The following is a 26,521-nucleotide window of genomic DNA, read 5'->3' as shown; positions in this document are numbered from 1 at the left end:
CTATTTTTTGACCAACCCATTTTTTGACCAAATCCGCCACGGTTTCGTTCACGAACTCCGCGTGCGGACATGAAGGGCCTATTTCCCCTTCTTGAATTCGATCGTCCGCGCGTTTTCGTCGTCGAACCCGGACGGGCCTTCGGGGGCGCCGGGGGCCGTCGCGCAGATCGTCCAGGTGTCATCCTCCAGCGTGTAGATGCCTTCGACGATCTGCTTCTTCAGCTGCTCGATCGGGCAGTCCTCGATCCGCACCGAGATCCGTTTCGGTTTGGCGTTGGCATCGATTTCAAACGTGCCCTCGTACCATTCTTTGCCTTCGGGGCCGTCGAACCGGATCTTCTTTCCGTCGACGCTAAGCGTCGCCTTTTTCTTGCCGTTTTCGGTATCGATTTCGGCTGTCCAATCGCCCTGCAGTTTTTCCAGGTTTTTGTCCGCCGCGCGGGCGTCAGGGCTGAAGACCACAGTGGCGATGAGAAACAGGACGATCAAAGGGAGTTGAAATCGCATGGGGGGTACCGGAGAGAAGGGGAGTAGGAGTGACAGGGGGCATTGTACCGATCATGCGGCATCGCAATCGCAGCGGCGGAGTTTCAGACGGCAAATTGCGGTGTGCCGGCATCGACGCCTCGCCCCCAACGCGTGCGGTCCCAACGATCGTCCGCGTTCTGCACAGGAGCTGACGTCACTATCCCAGCAGGAAATGCCACGACCGGCCTTCCGGGCTTTGACTCGCGGCCGAGATTTAATAAAATGCGGCAGTGGAGATTCGACCCGTGGATCCCACGCCCGCCCCCGACACGACGGTCCTGGAGGTGGTTGATGGCCCCGGAATTCTGGCAAAGCTCGCTTTGCGAACCGGACAAGCCCAACCGACCGACCCGCTTTCGCCGCACTTGTGCGTGAGGGTTTTTGATTCTCAAGCCTCTATTGGAGCGAAACGATGTCTGTATGTGGATTTGCAAGCGGTCTGTACGCGATCGGACTGTACGCGATCGGATTTCCCGGCATGCCGGAAATGCTGATCGTGTTGTTCTTGGCGCTGTTGTTGTTCGGTGGTGCCAAACTGCCGGGGCTGATGCGAAACCTGGGCAAGAGTGCCAACGAGTTCAAGCGCGGCATGAACGAGTCGGCCGACGACGATGAATTGTCCGACAAAAAATCGGACGAATAGAAATGTTCGGGCTCAGTCCCTTTGAAATGATGGTGATCGGGGTGATCGCAGTCGTCTTGTTCGGCGGCAATCTACCCGACGTGGCTCGCAAAGCGGGCGGCATCTATCGTGAATTCCGCAGTCGCCTCAATGAGGTCCAGCGAGAGTTCCGCGCCGCCGAGTACGAAGCGACCAAGGCGCTCAATCCTTACGAATCGTCGAAGGTCGAACCCGACGATGACGAGGAACCTTCCGAGCCGGCGGCGCCCAAGTTCACACCGCCATCTTAAGCCGAGAGATCGTGTCCCTGCGTGGGAAGCCGTTCCCACGCAGCGAGGCCACGCCCCAGCGGGACGCGTCACGGCCTGTTGATTTAATCAGCCGTTTGGCGCGAGCCTACGGGCGCCGGTGAGTAATCGACATAATGAATGCCCGTACGCTTGCGGGAAACGGCTAATCCCACGTGCGATCGCGATTAAATCAACAGGCCCGTCAGCGAGCGGCGCGTGGTTGTCCCGCCTGCTGCATCACGCGCCACTGGCTCACGCCACGTGCTGAGATGCAAACACTATTCCGTTCGCTTGAACAGGTCCAGAAAACGATCTTCGAACCGATCAAACACGCCCAGCCGATCGAGTTCATTCTTCAATTCATACGCCTTCGAGCGGTCATCGGCAGCCTGGCTGAACATCATTTCGATCCGCGCCTGGTCCGCTTCGGCGAGTTCTTCGTCACTGTCTTGCGGGGGCTCGAATGATTCGGACGCGCCGGACTCGTTGGCTTCCATCTTCTCCTTGAACTTGGCCAGCAATTCACCGAGTTGTTGTTCGATGGCGTGGGCTTGTTCGTTCAGCTCGGTGAAATCCAGCGGGACTTCTGCCATCTCGGCAAACACTTCCAGCACCGCAAGTGACGCCTTGGGGAACGGCAGTTGGGCGAACATGTGTGGCATTTCGCCGAGCAGACAAACGCCTTCCATTCCCTTGTCGGCGGCGGCGGCAAGCAGCACGCCGTTGAGTCCCCCGATGTGGCCTTCTTCCAAATAACGCACTTCGGGACGATCGAGTTCCTTCAGCGTTAGTGGGTCGGTGGCGGCCCCGAACAGGCGTGATTCGTGTTCGGGATGCATATCGGTTGCCATCGCGGCAAAGGTAAACACGCGTTCGACACCTTGGTCGCGGGCAAAGTCGATCAGCTTTTCGCAGAATTCAAATTTGCCGAGCGGCGGCTGGGCTTCGCCGATGAAGACAATGATGTCACGCTTGCCTTCCGGGGCTTTCCAGACGAAAAAACGGCTTCGCGGTCGTTGCGTTTTTTGCACGATCCCCGACTTGATGATCGCATAGTCGACATCAAACAAACCGTTGGACGCAAATTCGCCCAAATACTGCATGCCCAATTTGGCCATCAGATAGTATCCGGCGCTGATCGCCACGTGCCCCATCCCGGGCCACACGGCGACCAACCATGGACGTTTCGATTTCGTTGCTTCGCGCATCAATTCTGCTCAGTGGGGAAAATGCAACGTCGGGGCGAGGTTCAAGTCACAAGGGATTCAGCGCACGTTGGTGTCCAGCCTTCAGGCGCATCCTGCTCGCTGCTCCGCAGCGACCCCGGGCGGCTAAAGCCTGCACACCAGCACACGTTGGTGTCCAGCCTTCAGGCGCATCCTACTCGCTGCTCCGCAGCGACCCCGGGCGGCTAAAGCCTGCACACCAGCGCACGTTGGTGTCCAGCCTTCAGGCGCATCCTACTCGCTGCTCCGCAGCGACCCCGGGCGGCTAAAGCCTGCACACCAGCACACGTTGGTGTCCAGCCTTCAGGCGCCTCCACTCGCTGCTCCGCAGCGACCCCGGGCGGCTAAAGCCTGCACACCAGCACACGTTGGTGTCCAGCCTTCAGGCGCATCCTGCTCGCTGCTCCGCAGCGACCCCAGGCGGCGGCTGCCTGCACACCAGCACACGTTGGTGTCCAGCCTTCAGGCGTCTCCACTCGCTGCTCCGCAGCGACACCGGGCGGCTAAAGCCTGCACACCAGCGCACGTTGGTGTCCAGCCTTCAGGCGTTGCCGGACGCGCATGCCAATTTGGCGTTGCCAAACACCGTTAGCAAACAGCGCGCCAACGGGAGCGGGTTGTTCTCGGCGGTGATGTCGTGACGCGAGACCCGGTGTCTCTCGCCCCCTGCCGGGGTCTGCTCGAACCGCACAGCAGGCCGATTGGCACACCAATTGCCTCAGTGTCTCACTGTGTTCCCAACCGACTCATCAACCGTGAGAGCTCCGATGCATACCGAAACGACTCCGACGGCCCGCGATATCATGAACACGCATGTCCAATGCGTTCAGCCCGAGATGATGTTGGGGGACATTGTGGCGTTCTTATTGAAACACAAGATCTCCAACGCCCCCGTGGTCAAGCACGACGGCAATGTGAAGCATCTGCTGGGCTTCATCTCCGAAGGCGACTGTTTGGAATTTCTCGCCAACGAGATGTTCTATGGCAATCCCAGCCCGACGCAGACCGCCACCACGATCATGAAGAAACATCCCACGTGCGTCGGACCCGATACCGACGTGTTCGCGTTGACGTCGATTTTCATGAGTCATCAATTCCGCCATCTGCCCGTGGTCGATGAAGATCAACATCTGCTGGGGATCATCAGCCGCCGCGATATCCTTCGCGCCCTCGACGATTTCTACCACCAATGGAATCGCTCCAGCGACCGAGAGCGGTTCCCCGTCGACGTCCACAAGATCATGAACCACAGGTTCATCGTCACCGGTTGATCGCGCGGTGACGCACAGCGGTTGCGTTGGTACTTCAACGCGGCACAGCATTTGCCACCAGCATGATGTCGTGACGGGGCGCCGAAAACGCCGCGTCCGCCAGCGCTGTCCCCCATGCGGTGAATCATGTTTACGGCTGCATCTAACGAGACGAAACGGAACCGTCCGGTCAACCTGGGCCGTGTCGTTTCGGTGCGAGGCAGTGTCATAGACGCACACTTTGACGACGTGCTGCCGGCGATCAACCACGAACTGAGAACGGGTGCCGGGGGCGAAATCGTGGTGGAAGTCGCGGCACAACTTGATCCGCACACCGTCCGCGGCATCGCGTTCAATTCCACCCAGGGCCTGTCGCGCGGCATCGCCATCCGTGATCTCGGCAAACCGCTCGACGTGCCGGTGGGAAGGAGGTTGCTCGGCCGGGCACTCAACGTGTTTGGTCAGCCCATCGATGACGACGAACCGCTGGACGAGCTTCCGCGCCGAAGCATTCACCAGACGCCGCCGGCGATCGCCAGCCGCGCGACGCAATCCGAAGTCTTCGAAACCGGGATCAAGGCGATCGACCTGCTCTCGCCGCTCGAACGCGGCGGCAAGGCGGGCTTGTTCGGTGGTGCGGGTGTCGGCAAAACCGTCTTGATCACCGAGTTGATCCACAACGTGGTCTCCAAACACTCCGGCGTCAGTCTGTTTTGTGGCATCGGGGAACGGTGTCGCGAAGCCGAGGAGTTGTACCGGGAAATGGGCGCAGCCGGGGTGCGTGACAACACGATCATGATGTTCGGTCAAATGAACGAACCACCGGGGGCGCGGTTCCGCGTCGGTCATGCCGCACTGACGCTGGCGGAATACTTTCGTGACGATGCGCGGCAGGATGTCCTGCTGTTGATCGACAACATTTTCCGGTTCATCCAAGCCGGCATGGAAGTCTCCGGGTTGATGGGGCAGCTGCCGTCGCGTGTCGGCTACCAACCCTCGCTGGCGACCGATCTGGCGGAGTTGGAGGAACGGATATGTTCCACCGCGTCCGGGGCGATCACATCGGTGCAAGCGGTGTACGTGCCGGCCGATGATTTTACCGATCCCTCGGCCGTGCACGCGTTCTCGCACTTGTCCGCGACGGTCGTGCTGAGCCGTAAACGCGCCTCCGAGGGACTGTACCCGGCGATCGATCCGCTGCAATCGACCTCGGAAATGTTGCTGCCGCAAATCGTCGGCGAAAACCACTACCAGGTCGCCAGTGATGTCCGCCGAACGCTGGCCAACTACGAGGAACTGAAAGACATCATCGCGATGCTCGGCATGGAAGAACTTTCGCGAGACGACCGCCGCACCGTCAATCGCGCCCGGCGGATCGAACGGTTTCTCACTCAACCCTTCATCACCACCGAGCAATTCACCGGCGCCAAAGGCAAGACGGTGCCGATTCAGGACACCCTGGAAGGATGCACCCGAATCTTGGACGACGAATTTCACGACGTTCCCGAACGTTCGCTCTACATGATCGGCACGATCGACCAAGTCCGGGGCGCTGATCGATGATGCAGCTGAAAATCCAAACGCCCAACGAAGTGTTGACGGACCAGTCCGTGGTGAAGGTCATCGCCGAAGCGGAAAACGGATGCTTTTGTTTGCTGCCCAGCCATGTCGATTTTCTCTCTGCGCTCGTGCCCGGATTGCTCGCCTTCGAAGATAGCGACGGGAACGAGCACTTTGTCGCCGTCGGCGAGGGATTGTTGGTCAAGAAAGGTCAAGCCGTGATGGTTTCCGTTCGCCAAGCGGTCCGCGGCGGAGACTTGGGGAAACTGCAACGCACCGTCCGCGAACAGTTCGAATCGATCGACGACCGCGAGCGGGCGACACACGCGGCGGTGGCCAAGTTGGAAGCCAGCTTCTTGCGGGGCTTCTTGGAACTGAGCGGAGAGGTGCGATGAGCGGTTCCGATCACGACCGGCCGAACAACACGCCCAGCAACACGCCGAGCAAGCCTGCGAGCAACACGCCCAGCAACGCTGCGTGCGGGGCCGAGTTGCAGCAGACATCGCCGGAAGAATTTCGCAGTGACTTGGAACGAGACGTCTCGACCCGGGAACAACGAAAGCTGAAGGCGCGTGCGGAAGTGAATCGAACGATTTGGTTCGGCTTGGGAACGTTCGGCTTGGTCGGCTGGTCGGTGACGCTGCCCGCGCTGGCCGGAATCGCGACCGGGATTTGGATCGATCACAGGTTTCCGAGCCGGTTCTCATGGACCTTGATGTTATTGGTGGTGGGGGTTGCGCTGGGGTGTTTGAACGCTTGGCGTTGGATTTCTCGCGAGAGTCAAAACGATGTGAGGCATTGAAGAGAGGCAATCATGTTTGAATCCATCGAAATCATCTTGGCTGCCGGCTTGGGGGCCATTTTGGCGGTCTTTTACTTCGGCGGCCTGTGGTGGACGCTCCGCGGTCTGTCGGCCTCGCAGCGACCGCTAGCGATTTACTTCGCCAGTTTGACGACCCGGATGGTGATCGCGCTGCTGGTGTTCGCCGGTTTCGCCGTCTACGGAGTCTGGCAGACGTTCGCGGCGTGTTTGTTGGGGTTCCTGATCACGCGGATCGCGCTGCTGCGATTTTTGGGGCGGGAACCGAGCGTGGCGACGGCCGTCCAGACGACCGTGCAGACGTCCGCACAGACATCCGTGCAACGGAGCAGACCATGAACGGGGTGCAGATTTCGGTCGACCAATGGGTGCTGTGGCAATCCGACGTTTGGCCGATGGTCAAATTGAACGCCACGATCGTTTTTACCTGGTGTGTGATGGCACTGTTGGCGATCGGATCGTGGTGGGTGACGCGTCGATTGTCCACCGACACCACGGTCCCCAAATTTCAAAACGTGTTGGAAGTGATCGTCGGTGGGATGCGGGATCAAATTCGCGAGGTCAGCGGTCGCGATCCGGGTCAGTACCTGGCCTTTGTCGGCACGTTGTTTCTGTTTATCTGCGTCGCCAATCTGCTCAGCATCGTGCCGGGGTATCAACCGCCGACGGCGTCGTTGTCGACGACCGCGGCACTGGCGACGTGTGTGTTCATCGCGGTTCCGATCTATGGGATCGCGGTTCAGGGACCCCGCGCGTACTTACAACACTACCTTCGCCCGACCCTGTTGATGTTGCCCTTCAACATCATCGGCGAGTTTTCCCGCACGCTCGCGTTGGCCGTTCGACTGTACGGCAACATGATGAGCGGCACCGTGATCGCGGCGATCTTGATCGGCTTCGTTCCGCTGTTCGTCCCGATCTTGATGCAAGTGTTGGGGCTGCTGACGGGATTGATCCAAGCGTACATCTTTGCGGTCTTGGCGATGGTTTACATCGCTTCGGCCACAACCGTTTATCACCAGCGTGAGCCGACCTCGAAAGCGGCTGACGCGGAACCGAACGAAAATTCCCAAGGCTACCGAATCGCCGGAGAGCACCATGAATAGTCATCGCATTCCCGTTTTCTTGTTGGCGGCGGTCCTGATCGTCGTTGTCACCGGACTCTGCCAGCACTCCGCCCAAGCGCAAGGGAACGCCGAGCAAACGATCGAACTGGCCGATCGCGACGTGTCACCGTCCGAATCGGTTGCCGGTGGCACAGGCCACGGTGGCATCGACAACCTGGGGCTGATCGCACTTGGGTCAATTGTCATCGCGGGACTGACGATCGCCATCGGTTCGATCGGGCCGGCGCTCGGCGAAGGCCGCGCGGTCTCCCAAGCCCTCAGTGCGATCGCACAGCAACCGGATTCGTCCAACACGATCACCCGCACCTTGTTCGTCGGTTTGGCCATGATCGAATCCACCGCGATCTATTGCTTTGTCGTCGCCATGATTCTGTTGTTCGCCAATCCGTTTTGGAACCATTTCACCCAGTAGCCGGTCATGTCCATCGATTGGTTTACCTTTATCGCACAGATCATCAACTTCCTGATTCTGGTCGGGTTGTTGCGGTGGCTGTTGTACGGACCGATCATCGCCGCGATGAATCAGCGCGAAGCGAAGATCTCCCAACGCTGGAACGAGGCGCAAGGCAAACTCGCCGAAGCCGAACAGACCGTCGCGTTGTACCAGCAGCAACAGACCGAGTTCCAGCAGCAACGCGACGCCATGCTTCAAGACGCGCGGCGGGAAGCGGATGAACACCGAGAGCGTTTGACAAGGGAAGCCCGTGACGACGTTGAACTGAAACGCAACCAGTGGTTGGATGGATTGAAACGGGAGCAAGCCGAGTCGGCCGATGAGGTGCGCGAGCAGTTCGGGGAGATGGCCATGCATTCCGCCCGCCACACGCTGATGGAATTGGCCGATGCAGATTTGGAAACGCGCGTGGTCGAAAAGTTCATCAACCGGATCAAACAGATCGATGGTGCCCGCCGCGATGAAATCAGGACGCTGCTTACCGATGAGGCGACCCAGGTTCGCATTCGGAGCGCGTTTGAATTGCCCGGCGACGTCCGCGATCGGCTCAGCGCAGTCGTCCGCGAGACGCTCGGTTATCAAGGTGACATCGCGTATCAGCAATCGACGGAGTTGATTTGCGGCATTCAACTCGACGCGGGAGGCTACAGCATCCAGTGGAATGTGGACGACTTCGTGCGAGGGATCAACGCGGATTTCGCCACGCGTTTGGGGAGGGACACGTAAATGAGGATTCAGCTGTGCGCGTTGACCGTTTGGCGCAAGCTCGATGCCAGTTCGTTTGGCACTTCAGGAGTTAGCGGAACGGCGCGAGCCGTCCGGTTTCCGCTGGGAACGACATCGAAGAACCGGAGGGCTCGCGCCCTGCCGCTAACAAAAAGCACCTCGTTTCGTGTCGAACAGGGTGGCATTTGGATCAAGCCTGCGGGCCCACGGCCGAAACGACCGATGGCTTTCCACACCGGATGAACCGATGAACGACAGCACTTCGACGGATGCCACCTCGACGACCGCGTTTCGTGATCTGATTCGCGAGACCGCGATGTCGTTCAAGCACGTGGTGTCCGAGCACAACGCCAGGGTTGACGCGCGTGAATCGGGTACCGTGGTCGAAGTCAGCCGCGGGATCGCGACCGTCGACGGGTTGCCGAATGTTCAATCCGACGAATTGCTACGGTTTGCCGGCAATCGATACGGTTTCGCATTCAATCTGGACCGTCATCGTGTCGGATGTGTGTTATTGGACGAAGGCGAATCGTTGCAGTCCGGGACAACGGTCGAGCGCACCGGCCGCGTGCTGGACACGCCCGTGGGCGAGGAGTTGCTCGGTCGGGTGATCGATCCGCTCGGCCGACCGTTGGATGGCGGCCATCGACTCACCGGGCTCCAGCGGATGCCGTGTGAACGACCCGCTCCGGGGATCATGAACCGCGCGGCCGTCTCGGTGCCCTTGCAGACGGGCATGAAGGTCATCGACGGGTTGATTCCGATCGGTCGCGGTCAACGGCAGCTGGTCTTGGGCGACCGTCAGACGGGAAAGACGTCGATCGCAGTGGACACGATCATCAATCAGCGAAACAGCGGCGTGATTTGTGTTTACTGCAGTATCGGACAACGAAGCACGAACGTCGCGCGGGTCATCGCGACCCTCCGCTCCCATGATGCGATGCAGCATTCGATTGTGGTGATCGGTGCCGATGACGCGCCGCCGGGGGTTCAATTCATCGCGCCCTATGCCGCCACAACGATCGGCGAATCCTTCATGCACCAGGGTCACGATGTGCTGATCGTTTACGATGATTTGACCTCCCACGCCAGGGCCTATCGTCACGTTTCGTTGTTGCTGCGTCGCCCCCCGGGGCGTGAAGCGTTTCCCGGTGACATCTTTTTTGTGCACTCGCGGCTGCTGGAACGATCGACACACCTGCGCGCAGCATTCGGCGGCGGATCGTTGACCGCGCTGCCGATCATCGAAACCGAGGCGCAGAACGTGTCCGGCTACATCCCGACCAACCTGATTTCGATCACTGACGGACAACTCTATCTGTCTCCGAAACTGTTTCACCTCGGCGTGTTGCCCGCGGTCGACGTGGGGCGGTCGGTCTCGCGGGTCGGCGGCAAGACGCAGTTTCCGGCATATCGTCGCGTCGCCGGCGACCTGCGACTGGCGTATTCACAATTCGAAGAATTGGAGAAATTCGCCCGTTTTAGCAGCCAACTGGATGAAGACACCCGCGCCACGCTGGACCGTGGTTTGCGCGTCCGCGAAGTCCTCAAACAAGCACGGCATGAGTTGCTGTCGGTGCCTCAGCAGATCGGATCGATGGTGGCACTGACCTCCGGTGCGTTCGATTCGTTGCCCGTCGATCACATCCGCCAAGCGGAACGGACGATCCATCGCACGCTGCGGGAAGAATGTCCGGGGCTGTGCGAGCGGATATCTGCGGGACAAAAACTGGGCGATCAGGATTTTCAACAGCTCAAGGAGTTCGTGCACCGGGCGATCTCCGAAGCCGCGCAGGTCGGCCCATGAACACGCTGGAACATCTGCGGACGAAGATCGAAACGGCGACCGACATGCAGTCGGTGGTCAAAACGATGAAGACGCTGGCGGCCGTCAGTATCCGCCAATACGAACGAGCCGCCGACGCGTTGTCCCAGTACAACCAGACCGTCGAAATGGGCTTTCAGATCGTCTTGCGAGACACCGGACACGGCGATCTGCTGTTCGCCGCCGATCCGCACCGATCGACTCGTACCGCCGCCATCGTGTTTGGAACCGATCAGGGCATGTGTGGTCAATTTAACGAACGCATCGCGACGGCCGTGTTGGCCGAACACGGACAATCCGCCGCCGAGGATAGACGCACCGGATCGGATTCCGGACGGGCTTTTGCGCAACCGTGGAAAGTGTTGGCGTTGGGCACGAGGGTGGAGGGCCATTTGAAGGAGATGGGGCTGGCTCCAGACCAAACGCTGACCGTGCCGGCCTCCGTTTCCGAGATCACGCCACTGGTCCAAGAGCTTCTGTTGACGGTCCAGCATTGGCGCGAGCAATCGGAGATCTCTCGTTTGCTGGTGTTCTACAACCGTCGAACGGTGGGGGCCGCGAGTCTGCCGAACCGGTTGGTGTTGTTGCCGATCGGGGCCGAGCGGTATCGCCGCTGGAGTCACCTGCGTTGGCAATCAACTTCTTTGCCGGCCTTTACGATGGATCGCCGCCGTTTGCTCTCCCGCATCATCCGCCAGTATCTGTTCGTTTCGCTCTACCGGTCGTGTGCCGAATCCCTCTCCAGCGAAAATGCCAGTCGCATCGCGGCCATGCAAGTGGCCGAACGAAGTATCCAGGATCGGCTGGACGATCTGACACGCGCGTTCAACCAGATTCGACAGACGGCGATCACCGAAGAATTGTTGGACGTCGTCAGCGGTTTTGAAGCCCTATCCAGTGCCAAAGGCTTTTGACCCAGACGCAGCACGAGCGTTGATGTCCAGGTGTCAGCCGTTGTTGGCCAGGCAAGCGACGGTCTGTGGCGAACAAAACGCGACACGCTAACTTGCCCCCGCCTCCTCGGGCGCTACTATTCATTCGGCCACAACCCGCTTCGGGACCCCTGTGGTTCTCTTCCGATCCATCGCCGCAATGCGACCGTTTTGCGGTGATGCCCACCCAACCGATTTCCCCGTCGGCAGCTAACCGCACGATGTCTATTGACAACCGTCGTGCAACGTTCGGTGCGTTTTCCGAAACGCCTTCTGATGCGTTTGCACGTTCGCAAACCACCGCCGTTTTTCGCCAAGATTCGTCGCCATCTCAGTCCGGTGCGACGACTCGTCGGGGTAACTCTGCACCGACCCCGCGGTCACAGGCCGCCGGAAAGGACGACGATTCGGCGAAATCGTTGGACGATGCTGTCGAGTCCTATCTGGTGAGAATTCAGCGGGTCGGATTGCTGTCCAGGGAGCAGGAGGCTGAAGTGGCGATCAGGATCGATCACCACCGCAAACGGCTGCGTGCCCAATTGCTCGAGGCGGACTTTGTGCTCCGCGACGCGATCGAACTGCTGGGCCAAGTCCATCGGGGCGAGGTTCGCTTCGATCGTTTCGTCCAGGTCGCGGTCAGCGATCACCTGGAGAAAGATCAAATCGAGGGACGAATGCCTCACAATTTACGCACCCTGGAAGCCCTGATGCGACTCAATCGGCACGACTACAAACAGGCGATCAGCACCTCCAGTCGCCGCCGCCGCGATGCGTTGTGGGCCAAGATCGGCAACCGTCGTCGACGCGCGATTCAACTGGTCGAAGAGTTGGGGTTGCGGATCGAATTCCTGAGCAGCCAGACCGGGAAATTGTTCGCCCTGGAGCGTCGCGTGAAGCAATTGGCCGATCGTGGTGATGCCCAGTCGCGGGCGGAATTGTCCGAGATCCTTGCAAGTGTCCAACAGACGCCTGAGGGCTTGTCGCATCAGGTGGCCAAGATTCGCAGCGCCCAGACGCAATTCAATGCCGCTAAAAACGAATTGTGCGAATCGAATCTTCGGCTCGTCGTCTCGATCGCCAAAAAGTATCGCAATCGTGGTCTGGCATTCTTGGATTTGATCCAAGAGGGCAACGCGGGACTGATCCGGGCGGTCGAAAAATTTGAGCACCAGCGAGGGTTCAAGTTTTGTACCTACGCGACTTGGTGGATTCGTCAGGCGATCACCCGCGCGATCTGTGACCAGGGGCGAACGATTCGGGTTCCGGCCCATGTGAATCCCGAAATCACCCGCATGAAACGGATCGACAATGATTTGCGTCATGAATTGGGGCGTGTGCCGTCGGGGGACGAAATTGCCGCCGCGGCCGAAACCTCGTCCGAGCAGGCCGAGGTGATTCTGCGAGCCAGTCAGAATCTGGCCAGTCTGCAGCAACCGATCGGTCTGGATGACAACGGTGAACTCGGTGATCTGGTCGAAGCCAGTAGCGTGGAGCGGCCGGATCGGAACACGGACCTGCGGATGCTGCACCAACGCCTGCATCGAATTCTTGAGGAACGCCTCAGTTGGCGCGAGCGAGAGATCTTGAAGATGCGGTTCGGTCTCGGTGATGGTCACGAATACACGCTCACCGAAGTCTCTCAGGTGTTTAACGTCTCGCGAGAACGCGTGCGTCAAATCGAAAGTCGTGCGCTGAAAAAACTGAGCGAAGGCCAGTCCAACGCCGAACTGATCGGCTTCGTCGACTGACCCCGTGGCGTAAGCTTCCAGCTTGCGATTCCCCCCGTCAGGCCTTTGCCCTTTGGCAAGCAGGCTTCTTCCCCCACAGCGATTGGCCCCCAACTTGCACCCACCGGGCATGCCGGCACGGAGTCCATTCGGCCATCCGGTGCTGGTATCGCTCGGCTGGTAGGGCGAGCGAAACGTTGTTTGTGCGTTTGATCCGGCTGAAGCCACCACACACAGGGGAATCGCTATGTCAGTGGGACGTATTTGCACACGCTCGGTGGATGTCGCCGCGCCGGATGAAAGTGCACAAGCCGCCGCGATCCGGATGAAAACACGGAACGTCGGAACGCTGGTCGTTCTCGATCAAAACCAAAGCCCGATCGGAATCGTGACCGATCGCGACTTGGCGCTCTGCGTCGTTGCCAAGGGGCTCGATCCCACCATGACGGAGTTGGAGGTGGTGATGAGCAAGTTGCCCGAAAGCGTGACCGAGAACACGCCGATCGAGGCGGCGATCGCGATCATGCGCCGCGGCGCCCACCGCCGGCTTCCCGTCGTCGACGACGCCGGCCAGTTGGTCGGTTTGGTCACGCTGGACGATGTCCTCAGTCTGCTCAGCGAGGAGTTCGAAGAGATCGGTGAACTGGTCCGCAAGGAAGCCCCCACGTCCTCGACGCTCTGAAGCGAGATTGCCGAGCCCATCGCCCCCGACGTCGGCAACGGCAGGTGCTAGCGGAACGGCGCGAGCCGTCCGGTCGCGGCGTGGTACCACCCTGAAAGACCGGCGGGCTCGCGCCCGACCGCTAACAATAAACAATCCGTTTGTTGGCAACGGCTGTTCGCCATTCGCCATCAGCCGGTTCGCGCCAGCGTGCGCGTTGGTTGGCCGTGAGTTCCGTGCCCTCATGCCCTGATGTGTGCCACCGAAGCCCACTCCTTCGGAAACCCTTGCGTCGCGTCGATGCGGGGGAACCCCACCGTTCTTCCGGTTGGATGAATGATCGGGTCCGTCACAAGTGTGCCCAGCCGCGCGCCTTTCTCGCGGTCCGGCATTTGCTCCTTGGACTCCTGTTCAATTTTAAGCATCAGCAGGAGCTTTTGAAGTGCAAGACAAGTTCGCCACCCTGGACGGTAACGAAGCGGTTGCAAGAGTCGCCTACGCAACCAACGAAGTCATCGCCATCTATCCCATCACGCCGGCGACGCCGATGGGAGAATTCGCCGACGGCTGGTCGGCAGCCGGTCTCCCCAATGCGTGGTCCACGATCCCACAAGTCGTTGAAATGCAAAGCGAGGGCGGCGCGGCCGGCGCGCTGCACGGTTCACTCCAAGCCGGCGCGCTGACGACCACCTTCACGGCATCGCAAGGTCTGTTGTTGATGCTGCCCAACATGTTCAAGATCGCCGGCGAATTGACTCCCTCGGTGATCCATGTCGCCGCACGCAGCCTCGCCACCCACGCCTTGTCGATCTTCGGCGACCATAGCGATGTGATGGCCGCACGCACGACCGGGTACGGATTGTTGGCCTCATCGTCGGTCCAGGAAGCACACGACTTGGCGTTGGTTGCCCAAGCGGCCACCCTCCGCGCTCGTGTTCCGCTGCTGCACTTCTTTGATGGTTTTCGAACCTCGCATGAAATCAACAAGATCCGATTGATCGATCCGGCCACGGTCGAGCAAATGATCGACACCGACTTGGTGCTGCAGCACCGGGAACGTAGCCTCGATCCCGACCGACCGGTGCTGCGCGGAACGGCGCAAAACCCCGATGTCTTCTTCCAGGCTCGCGAAGCGGTCAATCCGTTCTATGACGCCATGCCGGATATCCTGCAGGAGGAAATGGATCGCTTTGCCGAACTGACCGGCCGACAGTACAAGTTGTTCGACTACGTCGGTGCGGCCGACGCCGAACACGTTCTGGTGATGATGGGTTCGGGATGCGGTGCGGCCGAAGAAGCCGTCAACGCACTCAACCGCGACGGAGGTCGAGTCGGTCTGTTGAAGGTCCGGGCATTCCGTCCCTTCGATGTGGATCGGTTCATCGACACGTTGCCCGATTCGGTCAAGCAGATTGCGGTGCTCGATCGCACCAAGGAACCGGGGGCCGTCGGGGAACCGCTCTACCAAGATGTCGTCACGGCGGTCACGCAGGCTTGGTGGAGTCGTTCGGTTCCGATCCCCCGAGTCATCGGCGGACGCTATGGACTGTCCAGCAAAGAGTTCACTCCCGCGATGGCGATGGCGGTTGTGAGAGAATTGGCCGCTGAGGCGCCGAAACAACACTTTACGATCGGAATCCATGACGACGTGACGTTGCAAAGTCTGGCGTGGGACGAAGCGGACTACGACGAACCCGAACACGTCACCCGCGCCGTGTTCTACGGACTCGGCAGCGACGGCACCGTAGGGGCGAATAAAAACACGGTCAAGATCCTCGGCGAAAACACTCCGCTGCACACGCAAGGCTACTTCGTCTACGATTCCAAGAAGGCCGGTGCGGTGACGGTTTCGCATTTGCGTTTCAGCCCCGAGCCGATCGAATCGACGTACCTGATTCGTCAAGCCAACTTTGTCGCCTGCCATCAATTCAATTTCTTGCAGCAACGCGACGTGTTGGAAATCGCGGCACCCGGCGCGACATTCCTGTTGAATTGTCCCTACGATGCCGAAGCCGTGTGGGATCATCTGCCCGAGGAAATCCAACGGCAAATCATCGACAAGAACCTGCAGTTCTACGTCATCGATGCCGGCACGATTGCCAGAGAAAACGAACTGGGCGGGCGAATCAACACCGTCATGCAGACGTGCTTCTTTGCCTTGTCGGGAGTCCTGCCGATGGACGAGGCGATGCAGCACATGCAGGAAGCGGTGCGCAACACGTACGGCAAACGGGGGCCGGTCGTCGTCGAGCGAAACCTCGCCGCGATCGCCGCTTCGACCGCATCGATCCAAAAAGTCACGGTGCCCGACAAGCCGTCCAGCACGGTGCACTTGCTGCCGCCGGTGCCCCTCGATTCGCCCGACTTCGTCCAGCGTGTCACCGGCATGATGATCGCCGGCAAGGGAGATCTGTTGCCGGTCAGTGCCCTGCCCGTCGACGGAACCTTCCCGACCGGAACGGCGCAGTACGAAAAGCGAAACATTGCCGACCAGATCCCGATTTGGGACGCGGACCTGTGCATCGAATGCGGCCTCTGCGCGATGGTTTGCCCGCACGCGGCGATTCGCACCAAACGATTCGACGAAGCCTTGCTCGACCAGGCACCGGAGGCGTTTCCCGTGCGGATCGCGGCCGGCGGCAACGGACTGGCGGCACTGACCATTCAGGTTGCCCCCGAGGACTGCACCGGTTGTGGTGTCTGCGTCGACGTCTGCCCGGCCAAGAGCAAGGAGGTTGTCAAGCACAAGGCGATCGACATGCTGCCCAAGAGTGAGCATCTTGAGCGCGAACGCGAGCGATTCGGGTTCTTTGACCAGCTCCCCGATCCCGACCGGACGACGTTGAATACGACCAAGGTCAAGGACGCTCAGCTGATGCTGCCCCTGTTCGAGTACTCCGGTGCCTGCGGTGGCTGCGGTGAGACGCCATACTTGAAATTGTTGTCGCAGCTGTTCGGCGACCGAATGGTTGTCGCCAACGCGACCGGTTGCTCGTCGATTTATGGCGGCAACCTGCCCACCACGCCTTGGTCGACCAATGCGCAAGGGCGAGGCCCCGCGTGGTCCAATTCGCTGTTCGAAGACAACGCCGAATTCGGACTCGGGATGCGGTTGGGGCTGGACGGCAAACGTGAACGCGCCCGCGCCTTGCTGACCCAATTGCGTGACCAGGTCGATGGGACGCTGGCTGGCGCCATCCTCGATTCCAAGCAACGCGGTGAAGCGGAGATCCAGGATCAACGCGATCGAATCGATCAACTGAAACAACGATTGGCGTCACTCGGTTCTCAACCGGCGTTGGAATTGGCCGCAATCGCCGATTCGCTGGTCGAGCGAAGTGTGTGGATCGTCGGTGGTGATGGTTGGGCGTACGACATCGGCTATGGCGGGCTGGACCATGTGCTCGCCTCCGGACGCAACGTCAACATCATCGTGCTCGATACCGGTGTTTATTCCAACACCGGCGGGCAGGCGTCCAAAGCGACGCCGCGCGCCGCGACGGCCAAGTTTGCCGCCGACGGCCGCAACGTGCATCGCAAAGACTTGGGCGCGATGGCCGTCGCCTATGGCAGCGTCTATGTCGCTCAGATCGCGATGGGGGCTAACCCCGCCCAAACGCTTCGTGCGGTCCAGGAAGCGGAATCCTACGACGGCCCGTCGCTGCTGCTCGCCTACAGCCACTGCATCGCGCACGGAATCGACATGTCCACCGCCATGACCCATCAACGCGACTTGGTCCGCAGCGGGTTCTGGCCGTTGTATCGCTACGACCCCCGTGATGCCCATGCCGGTGAGCACCCCTTCCACCTCGACAGCCGCAAACCTTCCAAGCCGTTCAAGGAAGTTGCGATGCAGGAAGCTCGGTTCGCCATGCTCGCCCGATCCAAACCGGAACGAGCGCGTGAACTGATGGAACTTGCTCAGAAAGACATCGACGACACCTGGCACTATTACCAACAATTGGCCGGCGTCGAGCGAGACAATCCCGACCTGCAACAAACCGATGTTTAGAACCCCGAGGTGCTGAAGTCGGAGAGGCTTCCAGCCTGTCATCGCCGATGCGGCGTAGGCGGTGCCTGACGACTGATGGCATGCACAGCATGCCCGACACGACTCATCCGTTTGACGACCAACCAACTCAACCAAAGACCGACCCGACGCACGGATTTCTTTCCATGACCAACATCGACCTTTCCACCAGCTATCTGGGGCTTGATCTCAAGAACCCCTTCATCGCCTCAGCCAGCCCGCTCACCGGCAGCGTCGAATCGCTGTTGCATCTGGAGCGAGCCGGCGCCGCGGCGGTCGTGCTGCCGTCACTATTCGAAGAGCAAATCGAACACGAACGAGAGCAGTTCGAACAGTTGAATGCCTATCAATCGGATTCGATGGCTGAGTCGTTGAGTTTCTTTCCTGATTTGGAACGCTACAACACCGGGCCGGAAGAATACTTGCAACTGATCCGTGACGCCAAGGAGAGTCTTTGCATCCCCGTGATCGCCAGTTTGAACGGATTCAGCAGCGGCGGTTGGAAATACTACGGCGAATTGATGGAGCAGGCCGGCGCCGATGCGCTGGAATTGAACATCTATTTGGTGCCCACCGACCCCAGCGTCTCCTCCTCCGATGTCGAACGACACTATCGCGAGTTGGTTCTGTCGGTCCGCGAACAATTGCGAATCCCGCTGGCCGTCAAAATGGGGCCGTTCTTTTCCTCACCGGCCACGTTTGGCAGTGACCTGGTTGAATCCGGTGCCGCGGGATTGGTGCTGTTCAACCGATTCCTCTCGCCGGAGATCGATTTGGAGACGCTTGAATTTGTGCCGGCACTACAACTTAGCCAGCCCGAAGAATTGCGTTTGGCCCTGCGTTGGATCGCGATCCTGAGAGACCGGATCCAAGCGTCGATCGCGGCCACCGGCGGCGTGCACTCGGGACTCGATGCCGCCAAGGCGTTGCTAGTCGGGGCCGACGCCGTGATGATCGCCTCGACCTTGCTCAAGCATGGGATCGACCACCTACCGGTCATGCGCAACGAGTTGGTTCAGTGGATGGACGAGAACGGCTACTTCTCGGTCGAACAACTCAAGGGCAGCATGAGCATGGACAATTGTTCCAACCCCGAGGGGCTCAAACGCGCCAACTACATGAAGGCACTGACGTCCTACACGACGAAGGTCTAGTGACACAGCGTGTTCATGAACCCGTCAATCACTTGGCGTTCCTTGCCCGACACCTTTCCGAATCCGAACTGACCGCCGGATGCTTTGGCGATCGCCGTCATCTGTGTTCGAAAGAACGTGGCTAATTTCGCTCGGGCGCGTTGACTCAATCGGCCCATCGCGTCACGCATGTAGCGTTTCCACGCGTCAACGCTCTCACGAGGCGGAACCTCGCGCAACCAATGATCCAGTATCATGTAGGCTTCGCTCTCCGGTCGGATCCCGAGCGTCGAGGCCGCTTCCAACACCGCTTGTCGCTCACCGCTGTCGACGCGGTGATCGGCCCAAGCGACCAGAACAAGCGGGATCAACCGCAAGGCGATCAACGTCCGCGTGGTGAACCCCAGTTCCGTCAGTTCGCTCAACAGCGACGCATCCGAAATTCCCGTTTGACGCGCCAAGTCGTCGCGTGCTCCTTCGCTGTGGGCTTCGGCATGAAGACGATCGACAATCGCATCCTCCACATCGTTGAAAAACTTTCGTTGTTGAAGTCGTCTCGTTGGCGCCTCTCGGCTGTGGCGGGATCTCATCGCTTGTTCCCCTGTTGCGGCGTTTCATCTTGCGATGCAATTCACTGCAAACGTAGTGCCGGCAGGCGAACGTGCGGCAGGCGGACTGTCGGTGCGGGGAGACGTCTCTTCGACGCTCACCAGTGCGATTCCGCACGCCGAAGTGTGCGAGCGGAGCAGGTTGGTGTCCAGCCTTCAGGCGCATCCCACTCGCTGCTCCGCAGCGAAATGGACGGATAAATCCTGCACACCAGCGCACGTTGGTGTCCAGCCTTCAGGCGCATCCCGCTCGCTGCTCCGCAGCGAAATGGACGGCTAAAGCCTGCACACCAGCGCAGGTTGGTGTCCAGACTTCAGGCGCATCCCACTCGCTGCTCCGCAGCGAAATGGACGGATAAATCCTGCACACCAGCGCAGGTTGGTGTCCAGCCTTCAGGCGCATCCCGCTCGCTGCTCCGCAGCGAAATGGACGGATAAATCCTGCACACCAGCGCAGGTTGGTGTCCAGCCTTCAGGCGCATCCCACTCGCTGCTCCGCAGCGAAATGCACGGCTCACCCGCACGGATCGAATCCGAACAGCGCACGCCTCTCCCTAAACTCGACGCTCGATCTTCAATCGACCAAATCGCCTATGCCGCTCGCATGGATCCAATCACTGAGTTGATCAAGTGGGCGGCTCGCCGCTTGCTGCGGCGGATCCAGGCTCAGTGGCGAACCGTCGCGGAGAATTCCTGATTCATCGACGGGTGTTTCTTCGTCCGGAGCGTCTTCAGGCGGTGTTTCTTCACCCGCGGCCTCCTTCCCGAGCAACTCGGTCTTGTCAGCGAGCAACTCGCGAATCAGTTTCGCGGTCAGGCTGAGACGAATTTCTACGGCTTCACAGCCGCACATCGTCGCCAGCTCGCCGGCGTGACGGATTCGCTGCCAAGCCGATTCGATGTCGCCACGGGCCAGACGAATCCGCGCCGAGCGAATGATTCGGTCGACCGCCAAATCCAGCCGTTCGGCCGAGCGATAGGATTGCGCCGCGGCATCGAGCACATTCGGGATCTCGCGGTAGTGACCGATGCAGCGTAACAGTTGGACTTCGCGGTCCCGGTGCGCCCCGGCCTGTAAAAAATTGGCTTCCAAATCATGCACCAGCGCCGCGACGTCATGTCGATCGGCGTGCAACGACAGGTCACACGATTCGATCGACAATGCGCAGGCCCGTGCCAAATGCGATTTCGCCCCGCCCAAATCCAATTGTTTGGCTGCCAGACGGGCGCGGGCCAATTCGATGCGTGCTTCATAGCCGCTGCGGCAGCGATCTTCTTGCTGTCGTTCGTTCAGTTTGTCGCCGACGACGGGAAGCCGCACCACGCAACAGTCGCGGCAGGGGGCATCGGCACAATCGCCCGCCGGCCCACACAGACAACATGTGTCGACGATGTCACAGGGAGGGCAAGTCATTGCGGCGTAGTTGACGAACCGATCGGCATCTTGGAATCGAGATTGCGTGATCGCGATTTCCGCCGACAGCAACCAGGTGTTGCCGGTCGATGCTCCGGCGCGACAGAGTTCCACACGCGCGTCGACCAGCCAGTCCGACGCTTCCAGGTACTCGGCCTGACTGGTCAAACAAGCGGCCAGGTTGTACGCCACGGTGCCTGATTCGTAAGGATCATCGATCGCCCAGGCCCGCATCAATGCTTGGCGATACTTCTTTTCCGCCTCGTCCAGGTCGCCTTCGTTGTATGCCTCCCGGCCGTCATCGACGTAGCGATGCAGTTTGGAATCCTTACCGACAATTTCTTGGGGGCCACCGGCGCAGCCCGCCGTGATCACTGCCATCGACAGCCACGCCAGGGTGAACCAAATTCTGGGAACCATCGCCGGAACGCGCATCAGCGAACGCCTCCGCCGCGAACCGAGGACGGAGACAGCTGTTTGGTCGGCGCTTTGTTTTCGCGATAACGTCTCAGCAGCCAGTGGTCTTGGATGTCGCCGACCAAATCCTGTGTGTCCTCGACGGTGTCGTTGACACGTTGGGTCGTGCCGGGCAACGCTTCGGCTTCGCTGCGGACGATTCTCACCACGTCACGCGTTTCGGTGGTCAACCGCTGAATCAGCAGTGCCGTCTCGCGTAGCGTCTCCAGTGTCGTCGCAATGTCATCGTTGGTTTGGTCGCTTTTGACATCGATGTTGGCCGCCAGCTTTTTGACGCTCTCAGCGGCGTCCGACGCGGCGGTCGCCGAGTCCTGGATCCGCAGGACGGTTTGGCGGATGTCACCGTCGACCAATTGATCGACGCGTTGCGCCAGCCGGGTCAATTCGGCTTCAAGATTCTCCGTCGTCTCGCGGAGTTGGGCGAACGTCTCGACAGCTTCCGGACGAATCGCGTCGCTGGTCAGCTTGAGTGATTCGAACGTTTCCTCGCTGCTTCCAAAAGCCGGATCGATGTTTTCGGTCAGCGACTGTTGCAATTTCTTGGCGGCGCTGTCGACCGAGTTGCCGGCCGCCTCGATATTGCTGGCCATCCGATCAACCTGGTCGTCCTGTTTTAGGATCCGGGTGATCGTTTGACCGGGCAACAGTCGCTGGGGCGGATCCGTTTGGCCTTCGGGGCGATTGCGTCGAATGCGAACCACGGCTGGTCCGACGCCATACTTGCGGTCCAGCGTCACCGCGCTATCGGTCGTGATCAGATCACTGTATTTGGCATTGATCGCCAGCGTCACGCGTACCAAATCATCATCGACGATGTATTCCAACCCGTCGACTTGGCCGACCGTTTCACCCAAGATGATCACTTCGGTGCCGTTCCGCAGTTGAGCAGCCATGTTTTCAGGGACGTGGATAAAGAACAGCTCCTTTTTGACCGCCAGATCGCTGGTGAAGCGGACCGAAATCACGATCGACAGCAGAAAGACGACGATCAAGAACACGCCGACGATTTGATTGACATACCTGAGGCGAAACGGTTCGTTCATGGCCGACGTCTCCCGTTGGTGTTCATCGTCCCGTTGATGATCCGCCAGCTGATCACCGGGCTGCGGAATTCCAGTCGGTATTCGTCTCGGCCACCGGCGAAGAACAAGACCGCGGTTCCCGAGGCGCGCAGATCGTCGACCGCCGAGACAAAGTTGTCGTACAACGATTCCAACATGAAGCGAAGTGGGCGTTCCAAAATCAATAGTCGAGGATGGTTGGCCATCGCGCGAATCAACTGGCACAACGCCAGCACCGACGGCTCGACGACCGAGGGACGCTTTTTCAAGGCCCATTTCACCTTGGCGAGCTGATGGCCCGACAGCCTTTGAATCCAATGTTCCACTTTTTCTTCCGCGTCGGTTTCGGTGACCCCATGATGCCGCATGGCCAAGTGGATGTTGTCTCGCAGCGTCAGACTTTGGATCCACGCCGAACCCGCAAACACGCGTCCGATTTCGCTTCGCATTTGAAAGTGTCGCGCGTAGTCGATCCCCAACCAATCTTGCTGGCTGTACAAGACCTCACCCGCGTCCGGTGGATTCAATCCCAGCATCATCGAAACCAGGTCGCGGGGATTGTGCTGCCGCTCCAGTTCCACTTCGACCAGCTCGCCCGTCCGAATCGTCGCCGAGAATTTGTTCATGCGAATCGACGTCTCGCCAGTTCCCTTGAAACTCACCTGATGGAATTCCAGGATCGGCGCAGCCAGCTCCCATTGCGGTGGCGGGGTCTCGGTCGTGGGGGCGTTGCCGGTCAAGGGACTATCCGAATTGAAAGACGAGGATCTTATTGTAGAACAGGATCGACAGAATCGCGGAAACCGCAAAAACGGCCGTCAGCGCTCGGATCCCCGCGCGGCTGGCGATCCTGGGGACATCCGTCATCGATCCCCGTGCATTGATGCCTTCCAAACAACAAATCGCTCCGGCGAACCCTCCGGCGACCATGGTCTTGGAAAGGAAAAACGTCAGGTCACTAAGCTCAAAGTTGCTGGCGATCTCGCCATAAAACTCGTTCCAACTGGTGTGAATCGCATCCATCATGAACCCCACCGCATAGCCCGTCACGACCATCGTCACCGCCGTGATGATCGCCAGGCAAAAGACACTGATCATCACCGCCAAGACGCGTGGCATCACCAGGAACGTCATCGGGTCGATTCCCAACGAGTCGATCACTTCGACCTCGCCGTTGGCCCGCATCGTCGCCAGTTCCGTGCTGATCGCGATGCCGCTGCGGCCGATCACTACCAAACACGCTAACATCGGTGCGATCTCGCGAACAATCGAACGCCACAAGATCGGTGCGATCACGTCGGTGGAGACGCCTGCGGCATCGATCCACATCGCTGCCTGGACGATCAACAACACCCCCACCGCGCCCCCAAATCGAAGCGCCGCGGGGATCGCGTCGACCGCCGTGAACAACACCTGCTTGGAAAACACATTGCGGACCGCGTACGTCCACGATCGGGGATGACTTGCCAGTGCCAGAGAAGCCCACAACACCGATGCGATTGCCGACAGGCGGCCGAAGCGGTCGAAAAACAGTTCGCCCACGCTGCCGGTCCAATGCCACACCCAACCGGTGGCGCGAGCCACGGCCAAGCGAACGAGATGGAGCGTCTGGACGGAGGAGCGAAACACGGTGAATGACGGTGAGACCCTGTATCGGACAAAATTGGATTCATTCTCACAATCGGCCGAACCGCACCTCCACTCCCCTGCGAACCGTTTCAACGGTTGTCATCCCACCCCCGTACCGCCCTCCAACCGGCGCAACCGTCACAGTCCCACTCCGCAGCGCCGCACACGAGCCGGCGACGCACCGACGATCCCCAGCGGAAAAGGTCGCCCAGTCGTCAAAGTCGCCCTCCTGGCAGCAGGGTCGAGCGCAGCGAGGGGAGGTCGAACGGTCAATCGCGGTGTTCACTTCGCCGGCCAGGGTTGCCTCCCGAGCAGCAACAACAATCGCTCTCCTCGCTACGCTCGACCTTCCCAAAGGGCATTGGTATCTACACAAGTCGCTTTTTGCCCAAAGGGCATGCATATCCATAGCCTGGGGCAAGCAACCGAGCGTTTGCGAGGGTTGCGCCGCCCCAGGAACCTCATCGCAATGAGATTCAATTTGGCCAACGGCCATGCACAACCTTCGCGTTTGACGAGGCATTTGTGTATGGCCGTTGGCCAATCCCTCTCGTTCCCGTTTGCAGACCTTGGGCGATGCCCAAGTGCCAACGTCCCACCACCCGCCCCGATGCCGTTGGTGTATGCTGCCTTCCTCCCAATACATTGCAGTGCAATCAACGCAACGGTGCTCGACGGCGGAACCAGTCCCATGAAGAAGCGGATCATCACCGACGCCGAGCAACAAGCCGCTCAACTTCCCGAGGACGGTTGGCTGGATTTAGCGAAACTGGCCGACGTCGAAGTCACGTCTGAAGACCCCGCACACCCGATTGAGTCCGCGTTGCTGCCCGGACAAGGTTCGCTCTGGCACGCCACAGAACCTGGCGAACAGACCATCCGCCTGGTCTTCACCAGCCCCCAGCGCATCGAGCGGATCGCATTGGAATTCGTCGAACCGCAGACCGAGCGGACCCAGCAATTTGTCCTAAGCTGGTCCTCCGACGGCGGGCAGTCCTACCGCGAGCTGGTCCGCCAACAATGGAACTTCAGCCCCCAAGGGGCGACACAGGAAACGGAAGATTACCGAGTGGACTTGAGCAACGTCACCACGCTGGAACTGAAGCTCACCCCCGACGTCAGCGGTGGAGAAGCTCGAGCCACGCTCGCTCGCTTGCGTCTCGCCTAGTCGGTAGTGGACGAGGCGACGAGTCCTTCCCTTCAGGTAGCAGGTAGTGGACGAGGCGACGAGTCCTTCCCTTCAGGTAGCAGGTAGTGGACGAGGCGACGAGTCCTTCCCTTCAGGTAGTCGGTAGTGGACGAGGCGACGAGTCCAAACCAATACGCCGACTGCAGAGGACTCGTTGCCCCGTCCACTACCCGAACATTTGTAGGTGCGGCGGAAAAAGGTCAGGCTGTCACTTGCGGAACGATGAAACGATGACTGGGCCCACCGATGGCAGCGCGAACCCACGGATTTTTGGCACCCCGTCATCCGTGGGTTCGCGCTGCCATCCGTGGGTATTCTTTTCCGTGGTTTGCCCGACCACATCGCTGGAGTGCTTCGTGCCGATTCAATCGGAGAGTGGAAGCCTCTGTGCACGGTCCGTCCGCCCGATTTCAGGGTGATCGAACTCGCCAACAGATGATTGATTGCATCCGATCCCACAGGGGATTCGCCTTCTCGCGCGAGCGTACGGGGCTCAGGCCTGATGACGACACGCTGGGGCCGTGGGCTCGCGCTTCGACAGTCGGCTGACTCTTCCGTGACTAACGATGGGGATCGAATCCTGGTGTGAGTCTTCCTACCCCTAATCTTCCTACCTTTTCATTCTGGCCTTACAGCGCTAATCAGACCTCGACGAACGCGACGCCGGAAAGGCTCGCGTCCCGCAGAGCGTGAACAAGTTGCTCGTGAAATACGAGTGCCTGCCGATACCCGGAAATCCTGAAGATCATTTGATCGCGGACTGTGCTCGGATCGATCCGAAGAGAAAAGACCGTTTCGGGATCACCGGCTTTCCGGTTTGAAAATTTATCGTCCTTCTCGACGTAGGTCATGTTTGAAGCCTGGTGATCAATACAATTGAACTCGTCGAGCACATTGAGGACTGCCATCTGCTCGTTGGTCTGTTTGACTAGTGCATCCTCAGCCGTTGCACCGTCTTCGAGGCAGATGCGGTCTCCGGAGGCGAGAAATCGTGCGGCAATGGCGGTGCCACCGACAAGGACGATCAACTCGTCCGGCTCATAGCAGTAGCTGACCTCGGCGCGAGTCCCGTTCCCGACCGAAACGTAGTGCAACACGATCCGCGTGTCCGGTTTCGATGGTTCCCGCGTGAAGCCACCGTCCGATCCGGTGCGTTGTGAATTCCAAGGTGCCGTGTGCATAGCGGATGCGAAGTTGGGGAACAGTCGACGAAGCGTGCGAGCAAGATCGAC

General features: G+C 59.8%; 25 protein-coding genes. 17 read left to right on the top strand and 8 right to left on the bottom strand.

All coding sequences use genetic code 11. From position 1 onward, the window contains the following. Nucleotides 1-78: 78 nt before the first annotated feature. Nucleotides 79-507, bottom strand: a complete 429-nt coding sequence (locus TBK1r_RS10960; RefSeq protein WP_145210066.1) for a TIGR03067 domain-containing protein — start codon at nucleotides 505-507, stop codon at nucleotides 79-81. A 433-nt stretch (nucleotides 508-940) separates the two neighbouring features. Here TBK1r_RS10960 and tatA point away from each other — a divergent pair, with 433 nt between their 5' ends. Both tatA and TBK1r_RS10950 read left to right on the top strand, forming a co-directional pair. Continuing rightward, the gene (tatA, locus tag TBK1r_RS10955) at nucleotides 941-1,171 is read left to right on the top strand and encodes a twin-arginine translocase TatA/TatE family subunit (RefSeq protein WP_145210063.1); all 231 of its coding nucleotides are present in this window, start codon (nucleotides 941-943) and stop codon (nucleotides 1,169-1,171) included. Between the two features lie 2 nt (nucleotides 1,172-1,173). After that, entirely contained in the window at nucleotides 1,174-1,440 is a 267-nt protein-coding gene (locus TBK1r_RS10950; protein ID WP_145210059.1) for a Sec-independent protein translocase subunit TatA/TatB, read from the top strand. A 278-nt stretch (nucleotides 1,441-1,718) separates the two neighbouring features. Here the strand turns inward: TBK1r_RS10950 and TBK1r_RS10945 are convergent, their stop codons facing one another. Continuing rightward, complete coding sequence (locus tag TBK1r_RS10945) at nucleotides 1,719-2,648, bottom strand: PAC2 family protein (RefSeq protein WP_145210055.1); 930 nt, start codon at nucleotides 2,646-2,648, stop codon at nucleotides 1,719-1,721. Between the two features lie 785 nt (nucleotides 2,649-3,433). Here TBK1r_RS10945 and TBK1r_RS10940 point away from each other — a divergent pair. The 14 genes from TBK1r_RS10940 to TBK1r_RS10875 all read left to right on the top strand — a co-directional run bounded on the left by TBK1r_RS10940 (nucleotide 3,434) and on the right by TBK1r_RS10875 (nucleotide 18,932). After that, nucleotides 3,434-3,937 carry a CBS domain-containing protein gene (locus tag TBK1r_RS10940; protein ID WP_145210052.1) on the top strand — a complete coding sequence of 168 codons (504 nt, stop codon included), beginning with the start codon at nucleotides 3,434-3,436 and terminating at the stop codon, nucleotides 3,935-3,937. 126 nt (nucleotides 3,938-4,063) lie between these two features. Further along, on the top strand, nucleotides 4,064-5,479 hold the full coding sequence (gene atpD / locus TBK1r_RS10935; protein ID WP_145210049.1) for a F0F1 ATP synthase subunit beta: 1,416 nt from the start codon (nucleotides 4,064-4,066) through the stop codon (nucleotides 5,477-5,479). Further along, a complete protein-coding gene (locus tag TBK1r_RS10930; RefSeq protein ID WP_419581213.1) occupies nucleotides 5,476-5,871 on the top strand; it encodes a F0F1 ATP synthase subunit epsilon in 396 nt (131 codons plus the stop codon). The genes atpD and TBK1r_RS10930 overlap by 4 nt, the downstream gene beginning before the upstream one ends. Then, nucleotides 5,868-6,278 carry an AtpZ/AtpI family protein gene (locus tag TBK1r_RS10925; RefSeq protein ID WP_145210046.1) on the top strand — a complete coding sequence of 137 codons (411 nt, stop codon included), beginning with the start codon at nucleotides 5,868-5,870 and terminating at the stop codon, nucleotides 6,276-6,278. Before TBK1r_RS10930 ends, TBK1r_RS10925 begins: the two co-directional genes overlap by 4 nt. A 12-nt stretch (nucleotides 6,279-6,290) precedes the next feature. Beyond that, entirely contained in the window at nucleotides 6,291-6,635 is a 345-nt protein-coding gene (locus tag TBK1r_RS10920; protein ID WP_145210043.1) for an ATP synthase subunit I, read from the top strand. Beyond that, nucleotides 6,632-7,402: a F0F1 ATP synthase subunit A gene (locus TBK1r_RS10915; RefSeq protein WP_145210040.1), complete on the top strand. Its 771-nt coding sequence runs from the start codon at nucleotides 6,632-6,634 to the stop codon at nucleotides 7,400-7,402. Before TBK1r_RS10920 ends, TBK1r_RS10915 begins: the two co-directional genes overlap by 4 nt. Beyond that, entirely contained in the window at nucleotides 7,395-7,835 is a 441-nt protein-coding gene (locus TBK1r_RS39435) for a F0F1 ATP synthase subunit C (RefSeq protein ID WP_473772501.1), read from the top strand. Before TBK1r_RS10915 ends, TBK1r_RS39435 begins: the two co-directional genes overlap by 8 nt. Before the next feature lie 6 nt (nucleotides 7,836-7,841). Continuing rightward, entirely contained in the window at nucleotides 7,842-8,603 is a 762-nt protein-coding gene (locus TBK1r_RS10905; RefSeq protein ID WP_145210037.1) for a F0F1 ATP synthase subunit B family protein, read from the top strand. A 247-nt stretch (nucleotides 8,604-8,850) separates the two neighbouring features. Beyond that, nucleotides 8,851-10,410 carry an alternate F1F0 ATPase, F1 subunit alpha gene (locus tag TBK1r_RS10900; RefSeq protein WP_473772500.1) on the top strand — a complete coding sequence of 520 codons (1,560 nt, stop codon included), beginning with the start codon at nucleotides 8,851-8,853 and terminating at the stop codon, nucleotides 10,408-10,410. Beyond that, a complete protein-coding gene (locus TBK1r_RS10895) occupies nucleotides 10,407-11,342 on the top strand; it encodes a F0F1 ATP synthase subunit gamma (RefSeq protein WP_145210034.1) in 936 nt (311 codons plus the stop codon). The genes TBK1r_RS10900 and TBK1r_RS10895 overlap by 4 nt, the downstream gene beginning before the upstream one ends. A 239-nt stretch (nucleotides 11,343-11,581) precedes the next feature. Next, the gene (locus TBK1r_RS10890; RefSeq protein WP_419581212.1) at nucleotides 11,582-13,108 is read left to right on the top strand and encodes an RNA polymerase sigma factor RpoD/SigA; all 1,527 of its coding nucleotides are present in this window, start codon (nucleotides 11,582-11,584) and stop codon (nucleotides 13,106-13,108) included. 226 nt (nucleotides 13,109-13,334) lie between these two features. After that, nucleotides 13,335-13,769 (top strand): CBS domain-containing protein, encoded by a 435-nt coding sequence (locus TBK1r_RS10885; protein WP_145210028.1) that lies wholly within the window; start codon nucleotides 13,335-13,337, stop codon nucleotides 13,767-13,769. Between the two features lie 421 nt (nucleotides 13,770-14,190). Then, nucleotides 14,191-17,760: a pyruvate:ferredoxin (flavodoxin) oxidoreductase gene (gene nifJ / locus TBK1r_RS10880; protein WP_145210025.1), complete on the top strand. Its 3,570-nt coding sequence runs from the start codon at nucleotides 14,191-14,193 to the stop codon at nucleotides 17,758-17,760. 164 nt (nucleotides 17,761-17,924) lie between these two features. Next, nucleotides 17,925-18,932 carry a dihydroorotate dehydrogenase-like protein gene (locus tag TBK1r_RS10875; protein ID WP_145210023.1) on the top strand — a complete coding sequence of 336 codons (1,008 nt, stop codon included), beginning with the start codon at nucleotides 17,925-17,927 and terminating at the stop codon, nucleotides 18,930-18,932. On the opposite strand, the gene TBK1r_RS10870 is transcribed toward TBK1r_RS10875, so the two are convergent. The 5 genes from TBK1r_RS10870 to TBK1r_RS10850 all read right to left on the bottom strand — a co-directional run bounded on the left by TBK1r_RS10870 (nucleotide 18,929) and on the right by TBK1r_RS10850 (nucleotide 24,100). Further along, on the bottom strand, nucleotides 18,929-19,501 hold the full coding sequence (locus tag TBK1r_RS10870) for a hypothetical protein (protein WP_145210020.1): 573 nt from the start codon (nucleotides 19,499-19,501) through the stop codon (nucleotides 18,929-18,931). The genes TBK1r_RS10875 and TBK1r_RS10870 overlap by 4 nt on opposite strands. Nucleotides 19,502-20,093: 592 nt before the next feature. Continuing rightward, a complete protein-coding gene (locus TBK1r_RS10865; protein WP_145210018.1) occupies nucleotides 20,094-21,353 on the bottom strand; it encodes a hypothetical protein in 1,260 nt (419 codons plus the stop codon). Nucleotides 21,354-21,367: 14 nt separating this feature from the next. Continuing rightward, entirely contained in the window at nucleotides 21,368-22,453 is a 1,086-nt protein-coding gene (locus tag TBK1r_RS10860) for an MlaD family protein (RefSeq protein ID WP_145210016.1), read from the bottom strand. Beyond that, nucleotides 22,450-23,211: an ATP-binding cassette domain-containing protein gene (locus tag TBK1r_RS10855; protein WP_145210013.1), complete on the bottom strand. Its 762-nt coding sequence runs from the start codon at nucleotides 23,209-23,211 to the stop codon at nucleotides 22,450-22,452. Before TBK1r_RS10855 ends, TBK1r_RS10860 begins: the two co-directional genes overlap by 4 nt. Before the next feature lie 4 nt (nucleotides 23,212-23,215). Beyond that, entirely contained in the window at nucleotides 23,216-24,100 is an 885-nt protein-coding gene (locus TBK1r_RS10850; RefSeq protein WP_419581211.1) for an ABC transporter permease, read from the bottom strand. Between the two features lie 691 nt (nucleotides 24,101-24,791). Between TBK1r_RS10850 and TBK1r_RS10845 the strand changes: the two genes are divergently transcribed. After that, the gene (locus TBK1r_RS10845; protein WP_145210007.1) at nucleotides 24,792-25,268 is read left to right on the top strand and encodes a carbohydrate-binding protein; all 477 of its coding nucleotides are present in this window, start codon (nucleotides 24,792-24,794) and stop codon (nucleotides 25,266-25,268) included. 662 nt (nucleotides 25,269-25,930) lie between these two features. Here TBK1r_RS10845 and TBK1r_RS10840 read toward each other — a convergent pair. Then, nucleotides 25,931-26,383, bottom strand: coding sequence for an imm11 family protein (locus tag TBK1r_RS10840; protein WP_419581210.1), 453 nt, complete (start codon nucleotides 26,381-26,383; stop codon nucleotides 25,931-25,933). Nucleotides 26,384-26,521 lie beyond the last annotated feature (138 nt).

The sequence above is a fragment of the Stieleria magnilauensis genome, from assembly GCA_007753675.1.
In the GTDB taxonomy this organism is placed as follows: Bacteria; Planctomycetota; Planctomycetia; order Pirellulales; family Pirellulaceae; genus Stieleria; species Stieleria magnilauensis.
Note: the sequence above shows the minus strand (reverse complement) of the source record. Positions and strands in the feature narration are given on the sequence as shown.

What these genes read in the sequence shown, in the direction of transcription:
- TBK1r_RS10960 (WP_145210066.1), bottom strand. Translation starts at nt 507, where the DNA reads ATGCGATTTCAACTCCCTTTGATCGTCCTGTTTCTCATCGCCACTGTG.
- tatA (WP_145210063.1), top strand. Translation starts at nt 941, where the DNA reads ATGTCTGTATGTGGATTTGCAAGCGGTCTGTACGCGATCGGACTGTAC.
- TBK1r_RS10950 (WP_145210059.1), top strand. Translation starts at nt 1,174, where the DNA reads ATGTTCGGGCTCAGTCCCTTTGAAATGATGGTGATCGGGGTGATCGCA.
- TBK1r_RS10945 (WP_145210055.1), bottom strand. Translation starts at nt 2,648, where the DNA reads ATGCGCGAAGCAACGAAATCGAAACGTCCATGGTTGGTCGCCGTGTGG.
- TBK1r_RS10940 (WP_145210052.1), top strand. Translation starts at nt 3,434, where the DNA reads ATGCATACCGAAACGACTCCGACGGCCCGCGATATCATGAACACGCAT.
- atpD (WP_145210049.1), top strand. Translation starts at nt 4,064, where the DNA reads ATGTTTACGGCTGCATCTAACGAGACGAAACGGAACCGTCCGGTCAAC.
- TBK1r_RS10930 (WP_419581213.1), top strand. Translation starts at nt 5,476, where the DNA reads ATGATGCAGCTGAAAATCCAAACGCCCAACGAAGTGTTGACGGACCAG.
- TBK1r_RS10925 (WP_145210046.1), top strand. Translation starts at nt 5,868, where the DNA reads ATGAGCGGTTCCGATCACGACCGGCCGAACAACACGCCCAGCAACACG.
- TBK1r_RS10920 (WP_145210043.1), top strand. Translation starts at nt 6,291, where the DNA reads ATGTTTGAATCCATCGAAATCATCTTGGCTGCCGGCTTGGGGGCCATT.
- TBK1r_RS10915 (WP_145210040.1), top strand. Translation starts at nt 6,632, where the DNA reads ATGAACGGGGTGCAGATTTCGGTCGACCAATGGGTGCTGTGGCAATCC.
- TBK1r_RS39435 (WP_473772501.1), top strand. Translation starts at nt 7,395, where the DNA reads ATGAATAGTCATCGCATTCCCGTTTTCTTGTTGGCGGCGGTCCTGATC.
- TBK1r_RS10905 (WP_145210037.1), top strand. Translation starts at nt 7,842, where the DNA reads ATGTCCATCGATTGGTTTACCTTTATCGCACAGATCATCAACTTCCTG.
- TBK1r_RS10900 (WP_473772500.1), top strand. Translation starts at nt 8,851, where the DNA reads ATGAACGACAGCACTTCGACGGATGCCACCTCGACGACCGCGTTTCGT.
- TBK1r_RS10895 (WP_145210034.1), top strand. Translation starts at nt 10,407, where the DNA reads ATGAACACGCTGGAACATCTGCGGACGAAGATCGAAACGGCGACCGAC.
- TBK1r_RS10890 (WP_419581212.1), top strand. Translation starts at nt 11,582, where the DNA reads ATGTCTATTGACAACCGTCGTGCAACGTTCGGTGCGTTTTCCGAAACG.
- TBK1r_RS10885 (WP_145210028.1), top strand. Translation starts at nt 13,335, where the DNA reads ATGTCAGTGGGACGTATTTGCACACGCTCGGTGGATGTCGCCGCGCCG.
- TBK1r_RS10875 (WP_145210023.1), top strand. Translation starts at nt 17,925, where the DNA reads ATGACCAACATCGACCTTTCCACCAGCTATCTGGGGCTTGATCTCAAG.
- TBK1r_RS10870 (WP_145210020.1), bottom strand. Translation starts at nt 19,501, where the DNA reads ATGAGATCCCGCCACAGCCGAGAGGCGCCAACGAGACGACTTCAACAA.
- TBK1r_RS10865 (WP_145210018.1), bottom strand. Translation starts at nt 21,353, where the DNA reads ATGGTTCCCAGAATTTGGTTCACCCTGGCGTGGCTGTCGATGGCAGTG.
- TBK1r_RS10860 (WP_145210016.1), bottom strand. Translation starts at nt 22,453, where the DNA reads ATGAACGAACCGTTTCGCCTCAGGTATGTCAATCAAATCGTCGGCGTG.
- TBK1r_RS10845 (WP_145210007.1), top strand. Translation starts at nt 24,792, where the DNA reads ATGAAGAAGCGGATCATCACCGACGCCGAGCAACAAGCCGCTCAACTT.